This window comes from Rhizobium sp. RSm-3, assembly GCF_001854685.1.
Lineage (GTDB): Bacteria > Pseudomonadota > Alphaproteobacteria > Rhizobiales > Rhizobiaceae > Rhizobium > Rhizobium ecuadorense.
This window is the reverse complement of the sequence record NZ_MAWZ01000019.1, coordinates 36727-60340: the sequence shown is the minus strand read 5'-3', so window position 1 is coordinate 60340 and position 23614 is coordinate 36727. Positions and strand designations below refer to the sequence as shown.

The 23614-nt window shown below is 58.2% G+C and carries 16 protein-coding genes and 1 pseudogene; 16 read left to right on the top strand and 1 reads right to left on the bottom strand.

What is annotated here, in order from left to right:
* Positions 1–31 precede the first annotated feature (31 nt).
* The 16 genes and pseudogenes from BBJ66_RS17920 to BBJ66_RS17845 all read left to right on the top strand — a co-directional run bounded on the left by BBJ66_RS17920 (position 32) and on the right by BBJ66_RS17845 (position 23206).
* On the top strand, positions 32–2122 hold the full coding sequence (locus BBJ66_RS17920) for an ABC transporter substrate-binding protein (RefSeq protein WP_071088685.1): 2091 nt from the start codon (positions 32–34) through the stop codon (positions 2120–2122).
* 114 nt (positions 2123–2236) lie between these two features.
* Positions 2237–3244, top strand: a complete 1008-nt coding sequence (locus tag BBJ66_RS17915) for an ABC transporter permease (RefSeq protein ID WP_049733028.1) — start codon at positions 2237–2239, stop codon at positions 3242–3244.
* A 1-nt stretch (position 3245) separates the two neighbouring features.
* Positions 3246–4385 (top strand): ABC transporter permease, encoded by a 1140-nt coding sequence (locus BBJ66_RS17910; protein ID WP_071088675.1) that lies wholly within the window; start codon positions 3246–3248, stop codon positions 4383–4385.
* Positions 4386–4395: 10 nt separating this feature from the next.
* Positions 4396–6063 carry an ABC transporter ATP-binding protein gene (locus tag BBJ66_RS17905; protein ID WP_071088674.1) on the top strand — a complete coding sequence of 556 codons (1668 nt, stop codon included), beginning with the start codon at positions 4396–4398 and terminating at the stop codon, positions 6061–6063.
* 22 nt (positions 6064–6085) lie between these two features.
* Positions 6086–7456, top strand: a complete 1371-nt coding sequence (locus BBJ66_RS17900; RefSeq protein WP_071088673.1) for an alpha-glucosidase/alpha-galactosidase — start codon at positions 6086–6088, stop codon at positions 7454–7456.
* Between the two features lie 347 nt (positions 7457–7803).
* Positions 7804–8757: an FAD-dependent thymidylate synthase gene (gene thyX / locus BBJ66_RS17895; protein WP_071088671.1), complete on the top strand. Its 954-nt coding sequence runs from the start codon at positions 7804–7806 to the stop codon at positions 8755–8757.
* Positions 8758–8840: 83 nt separating this feature from the next.
* Positions 8841–10208, top strand: a complete 1368-nt coding sequence (locus BBJ66_RS17890; RefSeq protein WP_071088669.1) for a hypothetical protein — start codon at positions 8841–8843, stop codon at positions 10206–10208.
* A complete protein-coding gene (locus tag BBJ66_RS17885; protein WP_071088667.1) occupies positions 10192–11223 on the top strand; it encodes a phosphoribosyltransferase-like protein in 1032 nt (343 codons plus the stop codon). Before BBJ66_RS17890 ends, BBJ66_RS17885 begins: the two co-directional genes overlap by 17 nt.
* The gene (locus BBJ66_RS17880; RefSeq protein WP_071088665.1) at positions 11220–13232 is read left to right on the top strand and encodes an ORC-CDC6 family AAA ATPase; all 2013 of its coding nucleotides are present in this window, start codon (positions 11220–11222) and stop codon (positions 13230–13232) included. Before BBJ66_RS17885 ends, BBJ66_RS17880 begins: the two co-directional genes overlap by 4 nt.
* Positions 13232–14176, top strand: coding sequence for a hypothetical protein (locus BBJ66_RS17875; protein ID WP_071088663.1), 945 nt, complete (start codon positions 13232–13234; stop codon positions 14174–14176). Before BBJ66_RS17880 ends, BBJ66_RS17875 begins: the two co-directional genes overlap by 1 nt.
* Before the next feature lie 587 nt (positions 14177–14763).
* Positions 14764–16185 carry an AAA family ATPase gene (locus tag BBJ66_RS17870; RefSeq protein ID WP_071088661.1) on the top strand — a complete coding sequence of 474 codons (1422 nt, stop codon included), beginning with the start codon at positions 14764–14766 and terminating at the stop codon, positions 16183–16185.
* Complete coding sequence (locus BBJ66_RS34600; RefSeq protein ID WP_128146180.1) at positions 16182–17048, top strand: hypothetical protein; 867 nt, start codon at positions 16182–16184, stop codon at positions 17046–17048. The genes BBJ66_RS17870 and BBJ66_RS34600 overlap by 4 nt, the downstream gene beginning before the upstream one ends.
* A 258-nt stretch (positions 17049–17306) precedes the next feature.
* Positions 17307–19268, top strand: a complete 1962-nt coding sequence (locus tag BBJ66_RS17860) for an elongation factor G (RefSeq protein ID WP_071088657.1) — start codon at positions 17307–17309, stop codon at positions 19266–19268.
* Between the two features lie 226 nt (positions 19269–19494).
* Positions 19495–21612 carry a carboxy terminal-processing peptidase gene (locus tag BBJ66_RS17855; RefSeq protein WP_071088655.1) on the top strand — a complete coding sequence of 706 codons (2118 nt, stop codon included), beginning with the start codon at positions 19495–19497 and terminating at the stop codon, positions 21610–21612.
* 137 nt (positions 21613–21749) lie between these two features.
* Positions 21750–21908 (top strand): annotated as a pseudogene (locus tag BBJ66_RS17850) (type II toxin-antitoxin system TacA family antitoxin); the annotation flags it as partial.
* Positions 21909–22309: 401 nt separating this feature from the next.
* On the top strand, positions 22310–23206 hold the full coding sequence (locus BBJ66_RS17845; protein ID WP_071088651.1) for a GGDEF domain-containing protein: 897 nt from the start codon (positions 22310–22312) through the stop codon (positions 23204–23206).
* Between the two features lie 20 nt (positions 23207–23226).
* Here the strand turns inward: BBJ66_RS17845 and BBJ66_RS17840 are convergent, their stop codons facing one another.
* Positions 23227–23595: a hypothetical protein gene (locus tag BBJ66_RS17840; RefSeq protein WP_071088649.1), complete on the bottom strand. Its 369-nt coding sequence runs from the start codon at positions 23593–23595 to the stop codon at positions 23227–23229.
* Positions 23596–23614 lie beyond the last annotated feature (19 nt).

Genomic DNA, 23614 nt, shown 5'->3' with positions numbered 1-23614 from the left:
GACCCGCGCTCCGGAACAAAAGGGAGAAACGATCATGAATTTCCGCAACGCAAGCATTCTGGCCGGACTGGCGCTCGGCGTCTCGGTCCTGGCGCTGAATGCATATGCCTCCGAGGCCACCGTTCCGCCGGCGCCGGCGGATTTCCCGGCCGAAGGCAAGATCAATTATGTCGCGCGCGACTCCATCCTGGAGTTCAAGGCGCTGCCCGAATATCACGAGCCCGACTGGGTCACGAAGAATTTCGTCGCCACCGGCAAGCTGCCGGCGGTGAAAGACCGCCTGCCGAAGGAGCCACTGGTCTTCAAGACCGGCAACATGCCCGACGGCGTCGGCGTCTATGGCGATACGATGCGCCACGTCATCGGCGGTCGGCCGGAGGGCTGGAACTACGGCGCCGGCCAGACGCAGGGCTGGGGCGGCATCGACATCGGCCTGTCCGAATGCCTGACGCGCACCGCGCCGCTCTTCCAGGTAAAAGCCCAGGACACCGAGCCGCTGCCGAACCTGGCCAAGAGCTGGGATTGGTCCGCCGACGGCCACAAGCTGACCATGCACCTGGTCGAAGGCGCCAAATGGTCTGACGGCGCGCCGTTCAACGCCGACGACATCATGTTCTACTGGGATGACGAAGTCGTCGATCCGAACGTCTCGCCGCTCGGCGGCGGCGCCTCGCCTGAGGCTTTCGGCGTCGGCACGACGCTGAAGAAGATCGACGACTACACCGTCGAATGGACCTTCAAGGAGGCCTTCCCGAAGCAATATCTTTACACGATGTCCTACCCGAACTTCTGCCCGGGTCCGTCGCATATCCTGAAACCGCAGCATCCGAAATATTCGAAGAACACCTACGACCAGTTCAAGAACGCCTTCCCGCCGGAGTTCATGAACATGCCGGTCATGGGCGCCTGGGTGCCGGTGGAATATCGTTCCGACGATATCATCGTGCTCCGCCGCAACCCCTATTACTGGAAGGTCGACGAGAAGGGCAATCAGCTGCCTTATCTCAACGAGCTGCACTACAAGCTCTCCACCTGGGCCGATCGCGACGTGCAGGCGGTGGCCGGCTCCGCCGATATTTCCAACCTGGAACAGCCGGAAAACTTCGTCGCCTCGCTGAAGCGCGCGGCCGAGAAGACCGCGCCCGCCCGGCTGGCTTTCGGGCCGCGCCTCATCGGCTATAACCTGCGCATGAACTTTTCCGCCAACGGCTGGGGCAGCCCGGACGAGCGCGGCCAGGCGATCCGCGAGCTGAACCGCAATGAGGACTTCCGCAAGGCCGTCACCATGGCGCTCGACCGCAAGGCGATCGGCGACTCGCTGGTCAAGGGACCGTTCACCGCGATCTATGCGGGCGGGCTTTCCTCCGGCACCAGCTTCTACGACCGCAACTCCACCGTCTACTATCCCTTCGATCTCAAGGGCGCCAAGGCGGAACTCGCCAAGGCAGGGCTCAAGGATACCGATGGCGACGGCATCGTGAACTTCCCGGCCGGCACGGCCGGCGGCAAGAATGTCGAAATCGTCATGCTGATCAACAATCAGTACACGACCGACAAGAGCCTTGCCGAAGGTGTCGTCGGCCAGATGGAGAAGCTCGGGCTGAAGATCGTCCTCAATGCGCTCGACGGCGCCAAGCGTGACGACGCGCATTATGCCGGCCGCTTCGACTGGCTGATCCAGCGCAACACGACGGAACTGTCATCGGTGGTGCAAAATACCGAACAGCTTGCCCCGGTCGGCCCGCGCACCAGCTGGCAACACCGCGCTGGCAAGGACGACAAACTCGATCTGATGCCCTTCGAAAATGAACTCGTCGACATCGTCAACAAGTTCACCACGAGCCAGAGCAATGACGACCGCGTCAATCTGATGAAGCAGTATCAGAAGATCTCGACCGAGCACGTCAACACCGTGGGCCTGACCGAATATCCAGGCGCGCTGATCATCAACAAGCGCTTCTCGAACGTGCCGCAGGGCACCCCGATCTTCATGTTCAACTGGGCTGAAGATTCGGTGATCCGCGAACGCCTGTGGGTGGCTGCCGACAAGCAGGGCAAATACGAGCTGTTCCCCGAGCAGCTGCCCGGCAAGCCCGGCGACAAGGGCCCTGTTAATAACTAACTCCCTCCCAGCTGACGCGAGAGTCAGGCCGCGCGTGGCGCGCGGCCTGATATGACCAACAAGCCGGCCGCGCTGACAAGGAGCGACTGGCGGCAAGGAAAAGCGGACCGTCCGATGTTACGATTCCTGCTCGTGCGCATAGCCTCCGCGATCCCCGTCCTCTTCATCCTGAGCGTGGTGACTTTCGCGATTATCCAGGCCCCGCCCGGTGACTATGCCGATTATATAAGATCCCAGCTGATCAATCAGGGCGGCGCTTCCTACGCCCAGGCCGATGCGCAGGCGCAGGCCTACCGGGTCGAGCACGGTCTGGACAAGCCGATGGTCGTGCAATACGTCAATTGGATCGGCGGCATCGTCACCCGCGGCGATTTCGGCTACAGCATGTTCTACAACAAGCCGGTCGCCGACGTCGTGGCCGAGCGGCTGCCGCGGACGCTGCTTCTGGCGCTCGTCTGCCATATCTTCGCTTCGGTGCTCGGCATCGGCTTCGGCATCTGGGCAGCGACCCGGCAATATAGCTGGATCGACAGCACGCTGTCGGCGGTTTCCTTCCTCGGCATGACGGTGCCGCGCTTCCTGATGGCGCTGATCATCGTCTATCTGCTGGTCTTCCAGTTCAACGTGTCCGAAATCGGCAGCTTCTTCTCGCCGCAATATGGCGGGGCGCCCTGGTCCTGGGCGAAATTCGTCGATCTGGTCCACCATGTCTGGCCGGTCGTGGCGATCGCCACCTTCGGCGGGCTCGCCTATAATATGCGGGTGATGCGCGGCAATCTGCTCGATACGCTGAACGCCCAATATGTCGAGACGGCCAAGGCCAAGGGGCTTTCCGGCGGCGCGGTGGTGATGCGCCATGCGGTGCCGAACGCGCTTCATCCATTGGTGATGTACCAGGGCGTGGTGCTGCCCTACATGCTGACCGGCGAGATCGAAACCGCGATCATCTTCGCGCTGCCGACCGTCGGCCCGGCGATCGTCGGCTCGATGGCGATCGGCGACGTCTATGTCACCGCCACCTTCATGATGGTGCTGTCGGCGACGCTGATCGTCGGCAACATCATCGCCGATATGCTGCTGGCGCTGCTCGACCCGCGTGTCCGCCAATTTGAAGGAGCCTGAGATGCTGGCTTTCGACTCCTCGCCGCCACCGCCGACGACGACCGAACCCTCGGTCAGCAAGCCATCGCGCGGGCATGAGAGCTATATCGCCCTGGTCTGGCGCCGGCTGCGGCGCTCCTGGACCGGCATGGCTGGGCTCATCCTCGTCGGGCTGCTGCTGCTCATGGCGATCTTTGCCGATTTCGTCGCGCCGATGGACCCGAAGGCGACCGATGTCGGTTTCGCGCCGCCGCAGATGATGAGCTTCCACGACAAGGACGGCAATTTCGTCTTCCAGCCGCGTGTCTATGGCCTTGCCGATTCCGAGGCGCTCGACCCGGTGACCTTCCAGCCGATCGTCGGTGTCGATTACGACAATCCGCGGCTGCTCGGCTTCTTCGTCAAGGGTGCCGAATATCAGCTGTTCGGCCTGATCCCGGCTGAGCGCCACTTCTTCGGCACCACCGACGGCCAGCCGGTGCATTTTCTCGGCACCGACAAATTCGGCCGCGACGTGCTGTCGCGCGCCATCATCGGCTCGCGCATCTCATTGATGATCGCGCTGACCGTCGTCTTCATCGTCACCGTCATCGGCACCACGGTTGGTATGGTCTCCGGCTATTTCGGCGGCACTTTCGATGTCTGGCTGCAGCGTTTCGTCGAGCTGGTGCTCGCCTTTCCGCAGCTGCCGCTCTATCTGGCGCTGACCTCGCTGATCCCGGTGACGGCGCCGACCAATGTCTTCCTTGGCTTCGTCATCGTCGTCATGTCGGCGCTCGGCTGGGCGCAGATGTCGCGCGAGGTGCGCGGCAAGACCCTGGCGCTCGCCCGCATCGATTATGTCCGGGCGGCAATGGCGGTCGGCGCCACCGACCGGCGCATCATCCTGCAGCATATCTTTCCGAATGTGATGAGCCACGTCATCGTCGCGGTGACGCTCGCCATACCAAGTGTCGTGCTGCTGGAATCCTTCCTCGGTTTCCTCGGCTTCGCCGTCAAGCCGCCGCTGATTTCCTGGGGGTTGATGCTGCAGGATACCGCGACCTATTCGGTGATCGGCTCCTATCCCTGGATTCTCTCCCCCGTCGGCTTCGTGCTCGTCACCGTCTTCGCCTTCAATGCGCTGGGCGATGGACTGCGCGACGCGGTCGATCCTTATTGAGGTGATTGATATGGCTCTTTCCCTGGTCAATTCCTTCGCCCCGTCCCACCGCCACGATCATGACGGCCGCTCGGACACGCCTGTTATCGACGCCCGTAACGTCGCGGTGAATTTCAAGGTCGAGGACGGCATGGTCGAAGCCGTCAAGGACGTCTCCTTCCAGCTCTATCGCGGCGAAACCATCGCCATCGTCGGCGAATCCGGCTCCGGCAAATCGGTGACCGCAAGAACGGTGATGGGGCTGCTGTCGAAGCGCGCCGTCGTCTCCGACAAATCGACGGTTGCCTATGACGGCAGCAATATCCTGAAATTTTCCGAGCGGGAGCGCCGCAAGCTGCGCGGCGACCGCATCTCGATGATCTTCCAGGAGCCGATGAGCTCGCTGAACCCGATCTATACGATCGGCAGCCAGATCGTCGAGGCGATCCGCGTTCACCGCCGGATCAGCAAGCGCGATGCGCAGAAGCGCGCTCTCGAATTGCTCGAACATGTGCAGATCCCCGATCCTGCCGCGCGGCTGATGCAATATCCGCATCAGCTTTCCGGCGGCCAGCGCCAGCGGGTGATGATCGCCATGGCGCTTGCCAACGATCCCGACGTGCTGATCGCCGACGAGCCGACGACGGCGCTCGACGTCACGGTGCAGGCGCAGATCCTCAACCTGATCCGCAACCTGCAGAAGGAAATGGGGATGGCCGTCATCCTCATCACCCACGACCTGACGGTGGTGCGGCAGTTTTCCGATTACGTCTATGTGATGCAGCATGGCGAAGTGCGCGAGCACAACACCACCGAAGCTTTGTTTGCCAATCCGCAGCACGCCTATACCAGGCATCTGCTTGCCTCCGAGCCGCGCGGCGAGGCCAATCCGCTGCCGGAGGGATCGGATGTCATTCTCGATGCCAAGGGCGTGCGCGTCGCCTTCATGATGCGCCACGGCACCTTCCTGAAGCCGGCGATGCGCGAGCTTGTCGCCGTCGACAGCCTTGATCTGACGCTGCGCCGCCACGAGACGCTCGGTCTCGTCGGCGAATCCGGCTCCGGCAAGACGACCTTCGGCCAGGCGATCCTGCGGCTGAATACGCCTGAGAGTGGCGAGATCCATTTCGACCATCAGCCGATCCACGGGCTTTCCAGGGCCGAGATGCGGCCTCTGCGCGCCCGCATGCAGGTGGTGTTCCAGGACCCGTTCTCCTCGCTCAACCCGCGCATGACGATCGGCCAGATCATCGAGGAGGGCCTCGTCGTCAACCGGCTGGGCGCCACCAGGGGCGAACGGCAGGACCGAGTGCGCGAGGCGCTTGTTGCAGCCGGCATGCCCGGCAATATCCTGTCGCGTTTCCCGCATGAATTTTCCGGCGGCCAGCGCCAGCGCATCGCCATTGCCCGCGCCATCGCGCTCGAGCCGGAATTCATCCTGCTCGACGAGCCGACATCCGCCCTCGACCTTTCCGTCCAGGCCCAGATCATCGAACTGCTGCGCAAGCTGCAGGACGAGCGGGGCTTAAGCTACCTCTTCATCTCCCACGATCTGAAGGTCGTCCGGGCGCTCTGCCATCGCGTCATCGTCATGCAGCATGGCAAGATCGTCGAAGAGGGGCCTGTCAACGAGGTTCTCACCCATCCCAAGACCGCTTACACCGAACGGCTCGTCAAAGCCGCTTTCGAGGTAGCATGACTATCGAATGCCGGAGGTTATAATGGCAGCAAATCCCAAGATCACATTCATCGGAGCAGGCTCCACCGTTTTCATGAAGAACATCGTCGGCGACGTTCTGCAGCGTCCGGCCCTTTCGGGTGCGACGATCGCCTTGATGGATCTCAATCCGCAGCGGTTGGAGGAAAGCGCCGTCGTCGTCAACAAGCTGATCTCGACACTCGGCGTCAAGGCCAAGGCCGAGACCTATTCCGACCAGCGCAAGGCGCTTGCCGGCGCCGATTTCGTCGTCGTCGCCTTCCAGATCGGCGGCTATGAGCCCTGCACGGTCACCGATTTCGAAGTGCCGAAGAAATACGGGCTGCGCCAGACGATCGCCGATACGCTCGGCGTCGGCGGCATCATGCGCGGATTGCGCACCGTGCCGCATCTCTGGAAGATCTGCGAGGACATGCTCGCAGTCTGCCCCGAGGCGATCATGCTGCAATATGTCAACCCGATGGCGATCAACACCTGGGCAATCGCGGAGAAATACCCGACCATTCGCCAGGTCGGCCTCTGCCATTCGGTGCAGGGCACGGCAATGGAACTGGCCCACGACCTCGACATTCCCTACGAGGAAATCCGCTACCGCGCGGCCGGCATCAACCACATGGCCTTCTATCTCAAATTCGAGCATCGCCAGGCCGATGGCTCCTACCGCAATCTCTATCCCGATCTGCTGCGCGCCTATCGCGAGGGCAGGGCGCCGAAGCCCGGCTGGAACCCGCGCTGCCCGAACAAGGTGCGCTACGAGATGCTGACGCGGCTCGGCTATTTCGTCACCGAAAGCTCGGAGCATTTCGCCGAATACACGCCCTATTTCATCAAGGAGGGCCGCGACGATTTGATCGAGAAATTCGGTATTCCGCTCGACGAATATCCCAAACGCTGCATCGAGCAGATCGAGCGCTGGAAGGGCCAGGCCGAGGCCTATCGCAGCGCCGACAAGATCGAGGTGACACCGTCGAAGGAATATGCCTCCTCGATCATCAACTCGGTCTGGACCGGCGAACCCTCGGTCATCTACGGCAATGTCCGCAACAATGGCTGCATCACCTCGCTGCCGGAGAATTGCGCCGCCGAAGTGCCCTGCCTGGTCGACGCCTCCGGCATCCAGCCGACCTTCATCGGCGACCTGCCGCCACAGCTGACCGCGCTGATCCGCACCAATATCAACGTGCAGGAGCTGACGGTGCAGGCGCTGATGACGGAAAATCGCGAGCACATCTACCACGCCGCGATGATGGACCCGCACACCGCCGCCGAACTCGACCTCGACCAGATCTGGTCGCTGGTCGACGACCTGCTCGCCACCCACGGCGACTGGCTGCCCGAATGGGCCCGCACCAGTCGTAAAGTTCAAGCCGCCTGACCTTTTTCTCCCGGGTTAGGCGTTAAAGAGCCCCGCGGTGTGGCAACGACCGCGGGGCTTTTGTATGGGGGATAGGCGACATTGGATCGGAAACTACAAATTCCGGAGCCATCGAGTTGCTGGGGGTCGTCGTCTTCCCAGAGCCAAGGCATCGAGGCGCGATTGGAGAGGGCATCAGCATCCAACAACAAACTTCGGCTCGATGTCCGCTGGACAAGGTGTGACTCTTACATTGCGCATTGGGCGCGGACCATTGTAGGTTGCCCCACAGCAATGGCGATGAAGTGTACGTGAAAGCAGGTCCACGCCGGTCGTCTATCAACCTTCTAGTGCTACAAGGGTAGAAATTGACTATCACACCGGGACAGCAAGAAGAGATAAAAGCGGCGCGCTCGGGCGTCTCAAGAACACTACGCCCTACGGTGCAAGCAGTCGAAGATATCCTCTTCCATATTCGTCCGGTGTTGGACCACGGCTTCGTTCGCGTAATAGACTACATGGGCGACGATGCTGCTGTTATACAGGCTGCGCGGGTATCCTATGGTCGGGGAACGAAGAAGGTTTCCGAAGATCGTGGTCTTATTCGGTATCTCATGAGGCACTCTCATAGTACCCCGTTTGAGATGGCCGAAATCAAGTTGCACGTGAAGCTGCCGATTTTCGTTGCCCGGCAATGGGTAAGACATCGTACTGCGAGCTTGAACGAATATTCGGCTAGATATTCGATCCTTGATCGCGAATTCTATATTCCAGAAACAGCGCAGATTGCGGAGCAGTCCAAAATCAATCGCCAGGGACGAGGTAACGCGCTCAACGAAGAGCAGGCCGCTCAGATCATAGCTCTTTTGAAGGAAGATGCGGAGAGAAATTACAACAGCTACGCTTGGATGATCAATGAAGACGAGCGCGGCGAAATGATCGAACAGAACAGGTCAAGCCTCTCTCGAGAACTCGCCCGCATAAACCTTACCTTGAACACCTATACTCAGTGGTACTGGAAGGTGAATCTCCACAACCTCCTTCATTTTCTGCGCCTGCGGGCCGACCCTCATGCCCAGCACGAGATACGCGTCTACGCCGACGAGATACTCAAGATCGTCGCTTCCTGGGTGCCGCTAACCCACGAGGCTTTCCTCGACTTCAGGCTCAATTCGGTTACGGTTTCAGGGCAGGCGGTTAATGTGTTGCAAGCGTTCATGAGCGGCAACCATGTGTCGCGGGAAGAAAGCGGACTTTCCGCCCGTGAATGGGAAGAGTTGGTCTCCCGTTTCCCAGCGCTGAACAATCTGTCAAACCCATGAGTGCAAACGGGGTTCTGGCAGGCACTACGCTGCAAACGTCGAATGCGGCAACCGAGAATCCGCGAGCTGGTCGGATTTCCGGAGTGCGTGCGGGTGATGGGGGAAATCCCTGGGTTTCCTATCCAGTCGACACCAGTCTGGAATTCGACCGTTTTGTCGGCGACTATGCCGTTAACCAAGTGCCGATCCAAGTTTCATTTCGAAACCTGGTGCATTGGATTAAAGGGGAACGCGCCAGTCATTATATCCACCCGTATCCGGCGAAACTGCTAGCGCATATCGCGCACTTCTTCTTGGCCGCGCGGAGGCACGTTCCCCGTGGCGCTGTTGTATTGGACCCGTTTAGCGGGTCGGGCACGGTTGCCCTCGAAACAGTCCTCGCGGGCAATGTCGCGTATTGGTCTGACGTAAATCCTCTGGCGAGAGCCATCACCAAAGTGAAGATTACGCGTGTCGATCTTACCGCCCTCGATAGCGCATTTGCCAGAGTTCGGGCTAGGTATATCGAAGCGAAGGACGTCGCCCCGCCTGAAGTGATAAACATCGGTCTGTGGTATAGCGAAGGGACTACGCGTCGCTTGGCTCGACTGCGATGCGCGATCGGAGGAGAACTCGAAGGCGATGTAACCGACTTACTGTGGGTGATCTTCTCTGGTGTCGCCAGAACCTGTAGCCGCGCCGACCCTCGCTTCTCAGTTCCGGTTCGCCGCAAAGCCGGGATCGTTGCCCGTGGACGGACTGTTGAAGACGATCCCGACGTCTGGGAATTGTTCGAACAAACATTCAAGATAAACTCAGGCAGGATCTCCACCCTTGCACTTGAAGATGGTCTGGGAGCAAACGCCTGCGTCGGCGACGACGCTCGATGCCTCCGCGATCCGTTGGTTCAGGGGGGTAATCTGCCGGCTGCCAGCGTTGACGTCATCATAACGTCTCCGCCATACGCGGGAGCCCAGAAATATATAAGGTCCTCCAGCCTTAGCATCGGATGGCTGGGAATGGCGTCGGTCCGACAAATGAAGGCTCTGGACTCGAAAAGCATAGGGCGCGAGCGTTTTTCAAAAGACTCGCTTGGCAACTTCGCCGAGACAGGAATGCCGAAAGCCGACGTCTTCATCCGCAGGATCGCTGAGAAGAACCCCATGCGAGGTGCCGTCGTCTTCAACTATCTCGCGGAAATGAGCGAAGTCTTCGCCGAGTCGAGGCGGGTTCTACGCCCCGGCGGACGATTGGTGATGATCGTGGGCAACAACACGATCTGTGGAGAGAACTTCGAAACATCGGAATACATGAAGCTGCTGGCGCTCCAATCCGGCTTCGAGGTCCAGCTGGAGTTGGTCGATACCATTAAGGGAAGAGGATTAATGACGGCGCGAAACAAGACGTCAGCAGTGATAACGCGCGAATGGGTCCTTGTATTCGAGAGGCAGCCGGATGAGTCTGATCAGTGATATCAGTTCCATCCTTCCCGAGCCCGAGGACGACGAACCTGTTTCGACGAAGAACGGGCTGCTCGATAGAATAACTGTGCTGAACGACAGGCTTTGGGAAGGTAGGATTAACCGACCACTTGTCGAAGAATGGCTGAAGAATTTCGATGGGAAGACGGGAAATGACGTAGCCACAGAACGTCTGCATGCTCTCTACTGGCTTTCCCAATTCCTCTATTATGGCAGCGTGGAAATCAGGGTGCTGCTCAAGACCCTCTTCCGCGACCTATTTCTAGTTCCACTCATCCAGGAGATCAGGACATCGAATGGAGGGAGCCGTGACCTTGGGGTCTTGGGCCCACTGCTCACTGAGAAAATCAGGTCAACCAGATTTCTCGGTATAGGAAACCCGTCGGAAAGCGGGGTCCATCTGCTTTACTATTTCCGGCAGGAGAATTCGCTTTCCAAGGGAAATTTCCTGGACTCAGGGCAGATTATCGAGAGGGTTGCACTGCACGATGGAAAATTCACGCGAAAGATCGCCGACGAGAAGGTCGAGCAGTACGTATTCGTGGACGATGTCTGCGGATCGGGGCAGACGGCTATCGAGTATTCCCGAAATCTGCTCGCTGATTTGCGGGACCTGAAGTCGAACGCCAAGTTCTGCTATTATTCTCTATTTGGTACAAAGGCCGGTATCGACAAGGCGAGGAAAGACAGTCTTTTCGGTGACAACTGCTCTGCCGTCATCGAGCTTGACGACTCATACAGGTGCCTGTCCGACCAATCGCGCTACCTGAAAGTAGTGCCGTCCGGGATAGATGCCGGAATTCTTAAAACACTTGCGCTCCACTACGGACAGCTCATATGTCCAGGGCACGCCGGTGGGTTCGAGGACAGCCAGATGCTCTTCGGCTTCCACCACAATACGCCCGACAACACGCTCCCTATAATTTGGGGTGAGCGGGGCAACGGCGCGCAGGTGGAATGGGTTCCCGCTTTCCGGCGTTACCCGAAGATCGGAGCACTTACATGATCACCCGCCTTGAGGAAAATCCCTTTGATCTGGTCAAGGCCTCGGACTTTTCCGCAACGGAGATTGTCGATTACTGGGTGGACATTTCCAACAACGACGGCGGACTAGTGCAATTGCTTCAACCCAAATTGCGGACGCCGACGCTCATCCTTGGAGGAAAGGGAAGCGGCAAGACCCATCTGATGCGATATTGTTCGGCACCTGTGCGCGCTGCCTTGTGTGGTGGCGATTTGGGCGTGGCCGTAGCCAACGACGGTTACCTTGGTATCTACATTCCTGCCGAAGGGCTGAACTCCCACAAATTCGAGGGGAAGGGCCAGCACCCCGACCTTTGGCTGGCGATCTTCAATATGTACTTCGAGCTGTGGCTGGCGACGACCCTGTTGGCATCGATCGGCGAATGCGTACGCAGCACCACCGTTGGGAAATTCGACGAGAAGGCCTTCGTGAAAGGCATAATGGAGCTTTTCGACATAGAGGTTAATCTGGAATTCGATACTATCGACGGGTTGATCGCTTTTCTGACTCGGTTACGGAAAAAGATCGACTACGCGGCTAATAATGTTGCCGTCACCGGGCATATGGACCCTATTGAGATTCCATTCTCGCCCGGAAGACTGGTGTTTGGCATACCCGCGGCTCTGGCGAACGTAAGCGTAGCTTTCTCCGAGACGATTTTCACCTATCTCATCGACGAAGCGGAGAACTTCACGCCCGAGCAGCAGCGGTTCCTCAATACCTTGATTAGGTATCGATCCGGAAACACTACCTTCCGCATCGGCGCGCGACTTTACGGCATACGCACTTATCAGACTCTAGGCTCGGGAGAGCCAATTAAGCGTGGGTCCGAATTTCTGCAGCTGGAGCTGGATGCCTTTCTGCGCGACCACGAGCAGGAATATAAAATCTTCGCCTCCAAGCTCGTTATAAGACGTCTCCAGCAATCAGGCTCGACTGTCGCGACCGGTCAAGCAAATCTGAGCGGTTTTTTTGAAGAGCTCGATAGAGAGAACCATTATCAGAAGCCCCTTTTGAAGCTGCTGGAAAATCGGGACAAAGATGGAAAGGAAAGACCGTACTTTCGCAAACTGAAGAAGCAGCTCTCTGAGCATTTCGATCAGCCCGCCGAATGGCATAAGCGGTTGATCGACAGCCTCACCGTGCGTGACAATCCGCTGCTTGAAAAACTTAACATCTTCCTGCTCTATCGCGATTGGTCGGAAAGCGCGTCAAAATTGATGCTGACAGCAGAGGGCATCAAGGAACTGACGGAAGCATATCTAGCTGGCGGCGACCGTAAATCTCCAAAATACGGAGACGTCCTAGCCCATTTCGACTCGGACTTGCTTGCGCAGTTGTATAGGGATTGCGGGCAAAACGTACCTTACTGCGGTCTGGACACACTGATCCATCTTTCACAGGGAATTCCGAGAAACTTGATCGGGATACTGAAACAGATATACCGTCGTTCGCTGTTCAGCGGGGAGCGGCCGTTTGTCGGGGGCCACGTCATAAGTGTGGAATCTCAGTCTCTTGGCGTGCTGGATAGTGCTGCTTGGTTCTGGGAAGACGCTCAGCCAGATGCTTTCGGGGTCGAGGCGAGAGAGAGCGTCGAGGCGCTCGCGGTCCTGTTCCGCACGATCAGGTACAGCGACAAGCCGTCCGAATGTGATCTGTGCACATTCGCTGTCGATGAAGAGAAGTTGACCAGGAACGCGAAGGAAGTTCTGCAGGCTTCGGAAAATTGGTCTTACCTGATCAAAGTGCCATTGGGCCACAAGGGTAAGACCCATCGCGATCTTGCCGGAAAATATCAGTTGGGTCCGATGCTTGCTCCACGTTGGGGCGTGTCGGTTCACAGGCGTGGCACGTTGCAGCTACAGATGGATTTGGCGAACGCCATACTCGATCATGAAAAGAAGGATGACTTGCGCGCCTTCTTCCTAAAACGAGTAAGCGGAATGTTCATAAGCAGCACCTCTGACGAAAAGCAAAAGAGTCTGCTGTGATGCTGGACATTGGTCATCTCATAGACGCCAAGCGCGGGTTCGATGCCGCGGAGCAGGGGCGGCAGCGCGGCATATTCATTTCCGCGTATAACGAGAACGAACGGGTTTCACAACTTTTTACGAAGGTCTTGGCCAACCGCAAAGTCTGGTGGATTCTGCCTGAATATTCATATCTGGCGCACGAGTATCCTGCCGGAGAGATAATCGACGGCTTGCCGTCTTACGAGGCTGATCTCGTTCGGGTCGGATTAGAGAAAAGCGGGTTCGATCCAGCAGATCCACAGCCAATCTGCGTGGACATTACGGGCTTCCTTCATCCCCACATCTTGCTCTTCCTGAGGTATTTCAAGATGTACGGCGTGAAGGATGTAGAATTCGTCTATACGGAGCCCGAGCATTACTCTCAGAAGGTAGACACCCAGTTCTCGCTCGACGACAAATCGGACGTCAGACAGGTTGCGGGGTACGAAGGTGCTCATGTCCCTGAGATGGAGCACGATGTCCTTATGATGGGTGTCGGCTACGAACATAATCTGATGGGGCAGGTCATTACCAAAAAGGAATCGGCACGGCTGGTCCAGGTCCACTGTTTTCCGCCGCTAAGTCCGGATATGTACCAAGAAAGCATATTGCGGCTTGACCGATTGGCGTCTGCTTCAGCTAGGAGTACCGAAGACCTCAACTTCTTTACGACGGCCAATGACCCCTTCGTCACTGCCGCCGTTGTTGGCGAGGCAGTCAACTCCTTGTTTTTACGCAAGAGAGTTACCAATCTTTATCTGTGTCCGCTATCTACCAAGCCGCAGGCTCTAGGTTTTGGGCTTTACTATCTTTCTGCACTCGAGGGTCGACCTGCTAGCATCATATATCCCTTTGTGCAGAAGTATTCTCGACAACACAGCCAGGGCATAGGCAAATCTTGGATTTACCCCGTCTTTTTCTAGGTCGAACGCGCCCCAAAGCAGTTAGGAAATTGGCCGAATTCCCAGTAATTCTTAACGCCAACTTCAACTGTACGCCAAACGATGTGAATCTGAATCCATCCTCCCGAGAAGAGAGGTCGTCGAGAACTATTCATACGTTCGCTCGACGCTGTGACAGCACCCGTTGTCCGTCTTCGCAGCAGGATGGAACACGTCCTGCAAAAAATCGATGGTGCCGACTTGCGAAATTTACCTAAATCCATAGATTGCAGAATGAGATATTTTCCACTATCTGCTCGTCACACTACGCGGAGACTACTTGTCGTTGAAAACGACAAGTAGACAACGTATTTCGGTCCCTATTGCTCGATTTCTCCTAGCTCTATGTCAAAATGGATTCTGTAATATTCGCACTTAGTGCAGACGTTGCTCCGCAAAGAGATGATCAGCTGATCATAATATGCCCGTCTGGGGATCGATGGAATGACTTCGGCTTTCGCATTCGCGTCGACATATTTGTTCCCGACATCTACTCGCCAAGATCTCCGTTAAGGTTGCAGGGGTTTCTGGGTTTTTCTGAGAACAAAAGAACTCAGCCTGACGTCCGTATGCTGGTGGAGCGGCTTAACACGTCGCCCCAACAATGGCTCGATTCAAGCGAATTTCCATCGTTCTTCACGATGCTTCCGGAGATCGGCCTCTACCGAGAATTGGTTTCAAGATTCGGCCCTAAGGATGCAACATCGTTGCTGAACCGCGCGCATGACATGGTGGCCGCAACGCAAAAGGCGGGCAACGGCAGTTGGTTTCGAGAGGCTCAAGAAAGCAGTCTGTTCCGGAAGGCGTTTCTACGTACTTCTGAAGCTTTTTTTGCGTGGACGAACGCTGGCGTCCTGCTACAGGGGCTGGAATTCGAAGAAGTCGGGCGTATCTCAAAGACGTTCAATATCGGGTTCCAACTTGAAGGTCGCCCTAACGAACACAAGCTCAGTTTCGACTTTGATGTGAACGATAAAGTGTTGCCAAAGCGTTTTGCCGTGGTCATAGGAAAAAATGGGGTGGGTAAGAGCCAGACGTTGGGGCGGATCGCAAGAGCTGCACTCGACGGAGATGGATCGCTCACGGACGGAGATGGCGGACGTCCATCGCTCAATCGCCTTTTAGCTTTCGCGTCGACATCGACGAGCTCATCCGCTTTCCCGCCGGACCGCCGTCAAAATCCAAAAGTCTGGTATCGCCGCTTCACTCTTAACGCATCCACAGGCTCACGGTGGGCCTCCACCACGGCAAACATGATTGTCAGTTTGGCTCGTTCGAATGAACAAATCCAAACGATTGATCGGCTGGGAATTTTCCTGCAGGCGATCTCCGCCATCGACGATTGGCGCGAGCTGGGACTTCAAACCTTCCCAGAATATGGAAACATTGTGCCGATCGAAAGCCTCAGCCAAGGGGGAGAGATGGAAAGGCTTGATCGCCTGAGCACGATCGATCTTGCGCGCAGCCCATTGCGCTTGATAAACGGCCGAGCGTTTTCTCTAAGTAGTGGCGAAGAGGCATTTCTACGATTTGCTGCAATTGCCAGCCTCTATATCGAAAACAGCACCCTCGTTCTCCTGGACGAGCCTGAAACTCATCTACATCCGAATTTTATTAGCCAGTTTGTTGCGGTGCTGGACAACATATTGGAGCAGACGGGGTCGGCAGCGATCATCGCAACTCACTCCGTCTATTTCGTGCGTGAAGCGTTCGAAGACCAAGTGATCGTGCTAAGGTCAGGCGAGGATCGCGCTATTCTACCAGAGAAGCCGACGCTCAAGACATTCGGTGCCGATGTCGGCTCCATTTCATATTTCGTCTTCGGTGAAGATCAGCCATCCCGGCTTGCCAGCAAAGTAGAGACCCGTATCACCACGTCGTCGAAGACGTGGACTGAGACCTTCGAGGACTACAAAGACGAGCTCTCGTTGAAACTTCTAGGTGAGATTCGGTCCCGAATCGAGCCTCCTAAGGCAGCACGCGACCAGTGAACAGGCTTGACTTACAACCGTTCGACGACGACGCTGCGTTAGATGCGATTGCCGACAACCGCGCGTTGGCTAGCTATCCACGATTGAAACGGCATGTTCGGGCACTCAAAACCGCTTACGCTCAATATTTGCATGTAGATGGGAACGCCCGGGAAATTGCGCCCGTCAAACTCCCAAAGGTTACCGCGAAATTCCTGAGCGGTCATTTCAACTCGCCGCCTCAGGCAGTAAGAGAAATAGGGGATATCCGACGTAAGACAGGGTCAAGGACCTGCCCGATGTGCGGCTCATTGCACAGTGGTACACTTGATCACGTTATGGATAGAGCCAACCATCCCGCCTTCTCGATTTTTCTCCCGAACCTAGTGCCTGCTTGTAAGTGCAACAGCAAACGATCCAAGGCCCTGGTAGGTCAAAACCCCGGCGAACGAATTCTCCATCCATACTTCGACGACGTCCTTCGCGAGCGGATTGTCTCCGCGAGCTTCAGCGATCTCGGGCCTGCACCCCACATAGAGACAAGAATCATACTAGAAACTAATAACGAGAATTATTCCGCGGCTGTATTCCACCATGACAACATTCTCATGCGCACCGACATTCATAGCTATTTAATTGACCAGTGGTGTAAGCTGGTACAGATGCCCGACACTGTAGCGAGTGATCTCAAGATCAACCCAACCACTCGAGATGACCTTTTCGCGATTCTTTACGATGAACGCGATCGGATAGATCGTTCGAGAGGAAGTAAAAACAACTGGGACTCCGTGTTCATCTCGGGCCTGCTTGATGAGCACGTACTCGACTGGCTGTTCGAGAAATTCAGTCATCCAGGGCGGCTCTCAAACTCATCGCTTCTTTAGCTTCTCTCGTCGAACGTCACGTGCATTACACATTGTTTGATGGTGGTGGGCTTTCAGGAAACTGGCGCCGAGGGCGTATTATCTTTCCCATAGTTAGCGGGCAGTGGAGAATGGCGGATCGGTCGAGACCGACGGCGTGTGCTATATAAGAGGGACTCGGTCAAAGCGCTCTGAAACTGAACACCTCTGGCGCCTTGCAGCGGTTCAGGGCATCCTATGATGGCTGAAAATTGTGTTTAGGCAGTTGGAGGAATGCCGATGCGCTGCTTTACCGTGCTTGGACCTTCGCAGACCGGAAAATCGACAGTCGTGGAAAAGCTCGGCTCCCTGGAGGGGACGCCGAGAAAATCCAGTTCCCCTTATGGATTGAACCTCACAGAGTTCACCTTCGGAAACGAGGCGTGGTGTGCGCTGGATGCGCCAGGACCCAACGAAGCCTTGGCGCATGCGCAGCACGCGCTGCTTGCCAGCGACGCCTGCATATTGTGCGTTTCATCGGCACCCGAGGAGGCTGTGCTCGCCGCGCCCTATCTGAGGATAATCGAAGCCTCGGGGACGCCTTGCATCCTCTTCGTCAACCGGATGGACGAACCGAGAGGGCGGGTGAGGGACGTGATCGCCGCGCTTCAAGACTACGCCAGCCACACCCTTTTGCTTCGCCAGATCCCGATCCGCGAGGGGGACCGGATCATTGGCAGTTGCGATCTGATTTCGGAACGGGCGTGGCGCTACCGGGAAGGCCAGCCTTCGGCGCTGATCGCAATCCCCGAAAGCACTGCCGAGCGCGAGCACGAAGCGCGCACCGAGCTCCTGGAACAGCTGTCCGAATTCGATGACCGGCTTCTCGAGGAACTGATCGAGGACCGCGAGCCATCCAGCGACGCGCTCTATGCCATTTCATCACGGGTTCTCAGGGAAAACAGAATTATCCCGGTCCTGATCGGTGCTGCAAGTCACGGCAACGGCATGATGAGGCTGATGAAGGCGCTGCGCCACGAGGCGCCGCCGGTAGGGATTCTCAGGCAGCGTCTCGCGCAGAGGGGAACCGTCGATGAAAGCAAGCTGGTGGCCGTAAGCTTCCATGCCTATCATCGCCAGAATGTCGGCAAGACGGTGCTGGTGCGCGCACTTGGCGAGGGACTGCGGCAAGGCGCATCGCTGGGCGGCTCCAGCCTCGGCGCCGTCCAAAATCTCGCAAACGGGCGGTCCAATTCGGCGGTTCTGCCGGCACCCGGGGATGTCTTCGCGACCGTCAAGTCCGACCACCTGCCCGTCCCTTCGCTGTTGACCGCCGGCGCGGTGGTCGCCCCGCCTGAGTGGACGGAACCGCCCACGCCGATGCTTGAAAGGATCCTGGTTCCGGGCAGCGAGCGCGATGAAAACAAACTTTCCGAAACGCTGGCGAAACTTTCCGAGACGGATCGCGGCCTGAAAGTCTTGCAGGAGGAAGGCACGGGCGCCCAACTCGTCCGCGCCCAAGGGCCGGTGCATCTGCGTGAACTTTGCCGAACGCTGGCGGAAGTCTTTCACATCTCCGTGACCGACCGAACGCCCAGCCCAACCTACCGCGAGACGATCGCCAAACCATCGGAGGTTCATTACCGCCATCGCAAACAGACCGGCGGTGCCGGGCAATTCGCGGATGTGAAGTTGAGTATTCACCCCAACGAGCGCGGCCAGGGCTTCACCTTTGGCGAAACCATCAAGGGCGGCGCCGTTCCGCGCAATTACTTCCCCGCCGTCGAAGCGGGGGCGCGCGAAGCGATGGAGAAAGGACCGCTAGGCTTCGAAGTCATCGATGTCGGCGTAACGCTGTTGGATGGTCAGTACCATGCCGTCGACAGTTCGGAACACGCCTTCCGGACTGCGTCGAAAATGGGGGTGCGGCAGGCGCTTGCCGAAGGATCGACCGTCTTGATGCAGCCGGTCTTCCGCAGCGAGTTCCACATCCCGTCGGTCTATTCGGGCAGCCTCGTCCAGATCGTCTCCGCCCTCAACGGCCAGGTTCTCGGCTTCGACCGGGATGAAACCGCCAAGGGATGGGACATCTTCCGGGCGCTCGTTCCGGGCGGCGCACTTGACGATCTGGCGCGGGCGCTGCGCTCGGCGACGCAGGGCATTGGTTATTTTTCCAAGACCTTCGATCACTTCGAGGAACTATACGGCAAGGAGGCGGACGCCATTGTGAGGGCAAAGGAGAAATCAGGCAGCGCACACTGAAACCTCCGCGCCGCTTCATGCTCGCGCGCAGGTCTGCCGCCGGACGTCCGATACGAGCCGTTCTCGCGGAACGATTTCGCTCTGGACGCTTGCTGCCTCCTGGCCGATCCGCGCGGATAGTTTTGCGGCTGCCCGGACGAAGTTCCTTCCTGCTTGCCAAAAAACCACAATTGCCTCACTTAGTTCACACATCCACCCTCGGCATGAAGAATTGGATCAACGCTGCATGCGCATAGCTTACGTTTTTCTCGGTGCATTTCTTGCAATCGTACAGTCCGCCTCCGCTGAAGTCGCATCGCCGCCGGTTTTGGCGCCGCTGGAGCGACAGGCGGAAGCCGCTCAGTTGAGCGCGCAATTTCTCTCGCGCTATAGCTATAAGCCGGTTCCGCTCGACGACGCCTTGTCGGCGCGGGTGATGGATGGGTTCATCAAGTCGCTCGATCCGGACCGCATGCTGTTCCTGCAGACCGATATCGACAAGTTCATGGCGGAGCGCAGCGAGATCGACGATGCGATCGAGCGGAAGGATTTGAAGATCCCGTTTGCGATCTTCAACGCCTATGAACAGCGCGTTGTCGACCGCATGACCTATGCGCGCAGCCTGCTGAAGCAGGATTTCGATTTCAGCGGGCAGGATAATTATTCGGTGCTGCGCGAGAAGGCGCCCTGGCCGCAGTCGCAAGCCGAGAGCGATGAGCTGTGGCGCAAGCGTGTCAAGAGCGACTGGCTGCGGCTGAAGCTCGGCGGCAAGGCCGATGCGGCTATTCGCGAAACGCTCGACAAACGTTATGAAAACACGCTCGAGCGCGCTTACAAATTCAAGAGCGACGACGTTTTCCAGTCGTTCATGGATGCCTATTCGAACGCGATCGACCCGCACACGGATTATTTCGGCGCGGCCGCCTCGGCCGATTTCGATGTCTCGATGAAGCTTTCGCTGTTCGGCATCGGGGCGGTGCTGCAGGAGCGCGACGACTATACGACGATCCGCGAGCTGGTGCCCGGCGGGCCGGCTGAGCTTTCCGGCAAGCTGGCGGTCGGGGACCGCATCACCGGCGTCGGCCAGGGCAAGAATGGGCCGATCAAGGAAGTGGTGGGCACGCGGCTGGATGAAGTCGTGCAGATGATCCGCGGGAAAAAAGGCTCCGTCGTGCGCCTCGACATCCTGCCGGCCGATGCCGGCGCCGATGCCACGCATCGCGTCGTCAGCCTGGTGCGCGATAAGATCAGCCTGGAAAAGCAGGCTGCCAGGAAGACCGTGCAGACCGTGAAACTGGGCGATACCGAGCGCAAGATCGGCATCATCACCCTGCCGGTCTTCTATGAGGATTTTGAAGCCAAGGGCAAAGGCGACAAGGATTACAAGAGCGCCAGCCGCGATGTCGCCAAGCTGCTCGGCGAGCTGAAGGATGAAAAGGTCGACAGCGTTCTCATGGACCTGCGCAACAATGGCGGCGGCTCGCTGGACGAGGCGATCGATTTGACCGGCCTCTTCATCGGCAAGGGCCCGGTCGTGCAGCAGCGTCGCAGCGACGGCAAGATCGAGGTCAAAAGCTCGGATCTCGCCGAGCCTGTCTGGTCAGGCCCGATGGGTGTGCTGATCAATCGCGGCTCGGCCTCGGCTTCGGAGATTTTTGCCGCGGCGATCCAGGATTACGGCCGCGGCGTGATCGTCGGCGAAGGCAGCTTCGGCAAGGGCACGGTTCAGACGGTCGTCGATCTCGACCAGATGGTGCACAACAGCAAGCCCGAATATGGCGAGCTGAAGGTGACGATCGCCCAGTTCTTCCGGGTCAATGGAGGCACGACGCAGCTGCGCGGCGTCACCCCCGATATCAGCCTGCCGGGACTGTCCGATCCGACAAGCTTCGGCGAGACCAGCTATGACAATGCCCTGCCATGGGCGGAGATCAAGCCGGCGAAATACGCGCCGGAAGGCAATGTCGCGGCCTTGCTGCCGGCCTTGCAAAGCCGTCATGATGCGCGGGTCAAGGGCGATCCGGATTTCCAGCGCCTGGTGAAAGACATTGCCGACCTGAAGGCGCAGCGCGAGAAAGGCATCGTCTCCTTGAACGAAGCCGAACGCCGCAAGGAAGCGGCGGCACGCGAGAAGCGGTTCAAGGAGCGGGCGCAGGCGAGCGATGGCGATAACCCCGCTGGCGATGATGGCCTGGAGGCGGGCGAGCGCAGCCTGAGCGCCGATATCGCCCTGGAAAACGCCCGCAAGAACGCAAAAGACGCCCTGCTCGACGAGGCCGCCGCCATTCTTGCGGACGAGGTGGGTTTGCAGGACGGCGTGCTGAACGCAGCCACGAAACCATCGGGACAGTCGGACGGGAAATAGGCATATCGGCTGGGCGAGAGATAGCCGACAAAACGCGTAACGACGCCATCTTTACAGCGCTTGTAGAGATGAGTGTCGTTGCACTATGTGTCTGCTCCAGACAGGAGTTTCCCATGCCCTCCCTGCCCAGGAACAAAAGTCCGGAAGTGCTGCTCGAGCGGACCATGTTCACGGTCAGCCCCGAGATCTATGCCGAATACCTTGCCCGCTTCGACGCGCCAGCGCAGCCCAATGACCGCCTGAAACGGACCATGTCGACCAAGGCGCCGTGGGATGAGCCTACATCGCCGGGCTGAAATCCGCCGCCAGCCGCGACGTCCGCTAGTTGCCCCTCACCCTAACCCTCTCCCCGTTTTGACGGGGAGAGGGGACGTGCCCTGCGAGAGGTGGATGGAGACGGAGAGGTCGCGGCATACCCCTTCGCCCCGTTTACGGGGAGAAGGTGCCGGCAGGCGGATGAGGGGCGCCCTCGCCGATCTCCCAGCCGGGATGTCGCGTAGCTATTGAGATCCTGTTCGTTCCCGACCAGCGAAAAATGCAATCGCTTGGGCGCATCATCATGTTTTTTGCCGCTGGTGCAGAGCAGTCGCGTTGACGTTTCCGTAATCACGGGAAGTGCCTTTGCTTGCCGCAGCCGGCTCTTTCCTCGTAGGATTTCTGCGCCATGTCATGCCAGGGCAACCACACAGGGTTCGGTATGGACGCACTCGTCGAACAGCTTCTCAATCTTTCCGCACACACCGATACACTGATTGCGGTCTATGACGGCGATGACCGGCTGCAATATGCCAACGGCGCCTTTCGTTCGGCCTATTTCATCGAGCCGGAGGAGACGCCGCTCTGGCCGGATCTGATGCGGCGCAATTTCGAGCTCGGCCGCGGCACCGTCATTCGCACCGATAATTTCGAGGCGTGGCTGCGCTCGACCCAGTCGCGCCGCGGCAAGATCGGCTATCGCGCCTTCGAGACGGATCTCGGCGATGGCCGATGGCTGTGGATGACCGAGGCGGTGCAGAGTAACGGCTGGATGCTGTGCATCGCCAGCGACATCACCCGGCTGAGGGCGCAGGGTAGGACGGTCCGGCAGGATCGCGATCAGGCGATCAAGGCGTCCTATACCGACGAACTCACCGGCGTCGCCAACCGCCGCTTCGTCATGGCGAGGGTCGAAGACATGCTGGCCGCCGCCCGCAATGGCGGCAGCGGCTGCCTTGCCGTCTTCGACATCGACAATTTCAAGCAGATCAACGATCGGCTCGGCCACCACGCCGGCGATCTCGTGCTGCGCGATTTCGCCCATCGCATCCACCAGAATGTCCGCCGCAACGATTGTTTCGGCCGGGTCGGCGGCGAGGAATTCCTCCTCGTCATGCCGGCAACCAGCGCGGACGACGCCATCGCCATGATCGAGCGCATGCTGACGGTGATCCGCTTTTCCCGGCCGCTGCCGGACTCGCCCGATTTCAGCTACACCTGCTCGGCCGGCATCGCCGCCTGCCTGCCGACGGACAGTGCCTCGGAGCTTTACCGGCGGGCCGATGAGGCGCTCTATGCCGCCAAACTGAGCGGCCGCGACAGGGTGCGGGCGGCGTAGGGTGTCGGCGCTCGGACGGGCTAACCCCTGCGCTTATTGCCCGCGTTTTGCTGATTTAACGCCTTGACCTTTGCATCAAGGTTGTCGAGATCGCTTTGCGACACGGCCTTTGGTTTGGGAAACGTGATTTTCCCAGTCTCATCGAGTTCAACTGGAATTTCGTAATCGGAAGGCACAGGAGTGACATTTGGTACTGTCTCATAGACTGTGACGCCGCCAACGCCGTTTTTATGCCCGATCAATACATGGAACGTAGCGGATGGGTTTACTGCAACGTTCTCGAGTTTTGTACCCGTCTTAGTGTCCACGCAGGGCTTATCGCTAAGCCCGTCCTTTACTGTGATCGATGCGTAGGCTTTCGCAATGTAAACATCAACTTTATATGGCATAATTGCCCTCCCGTTGCTG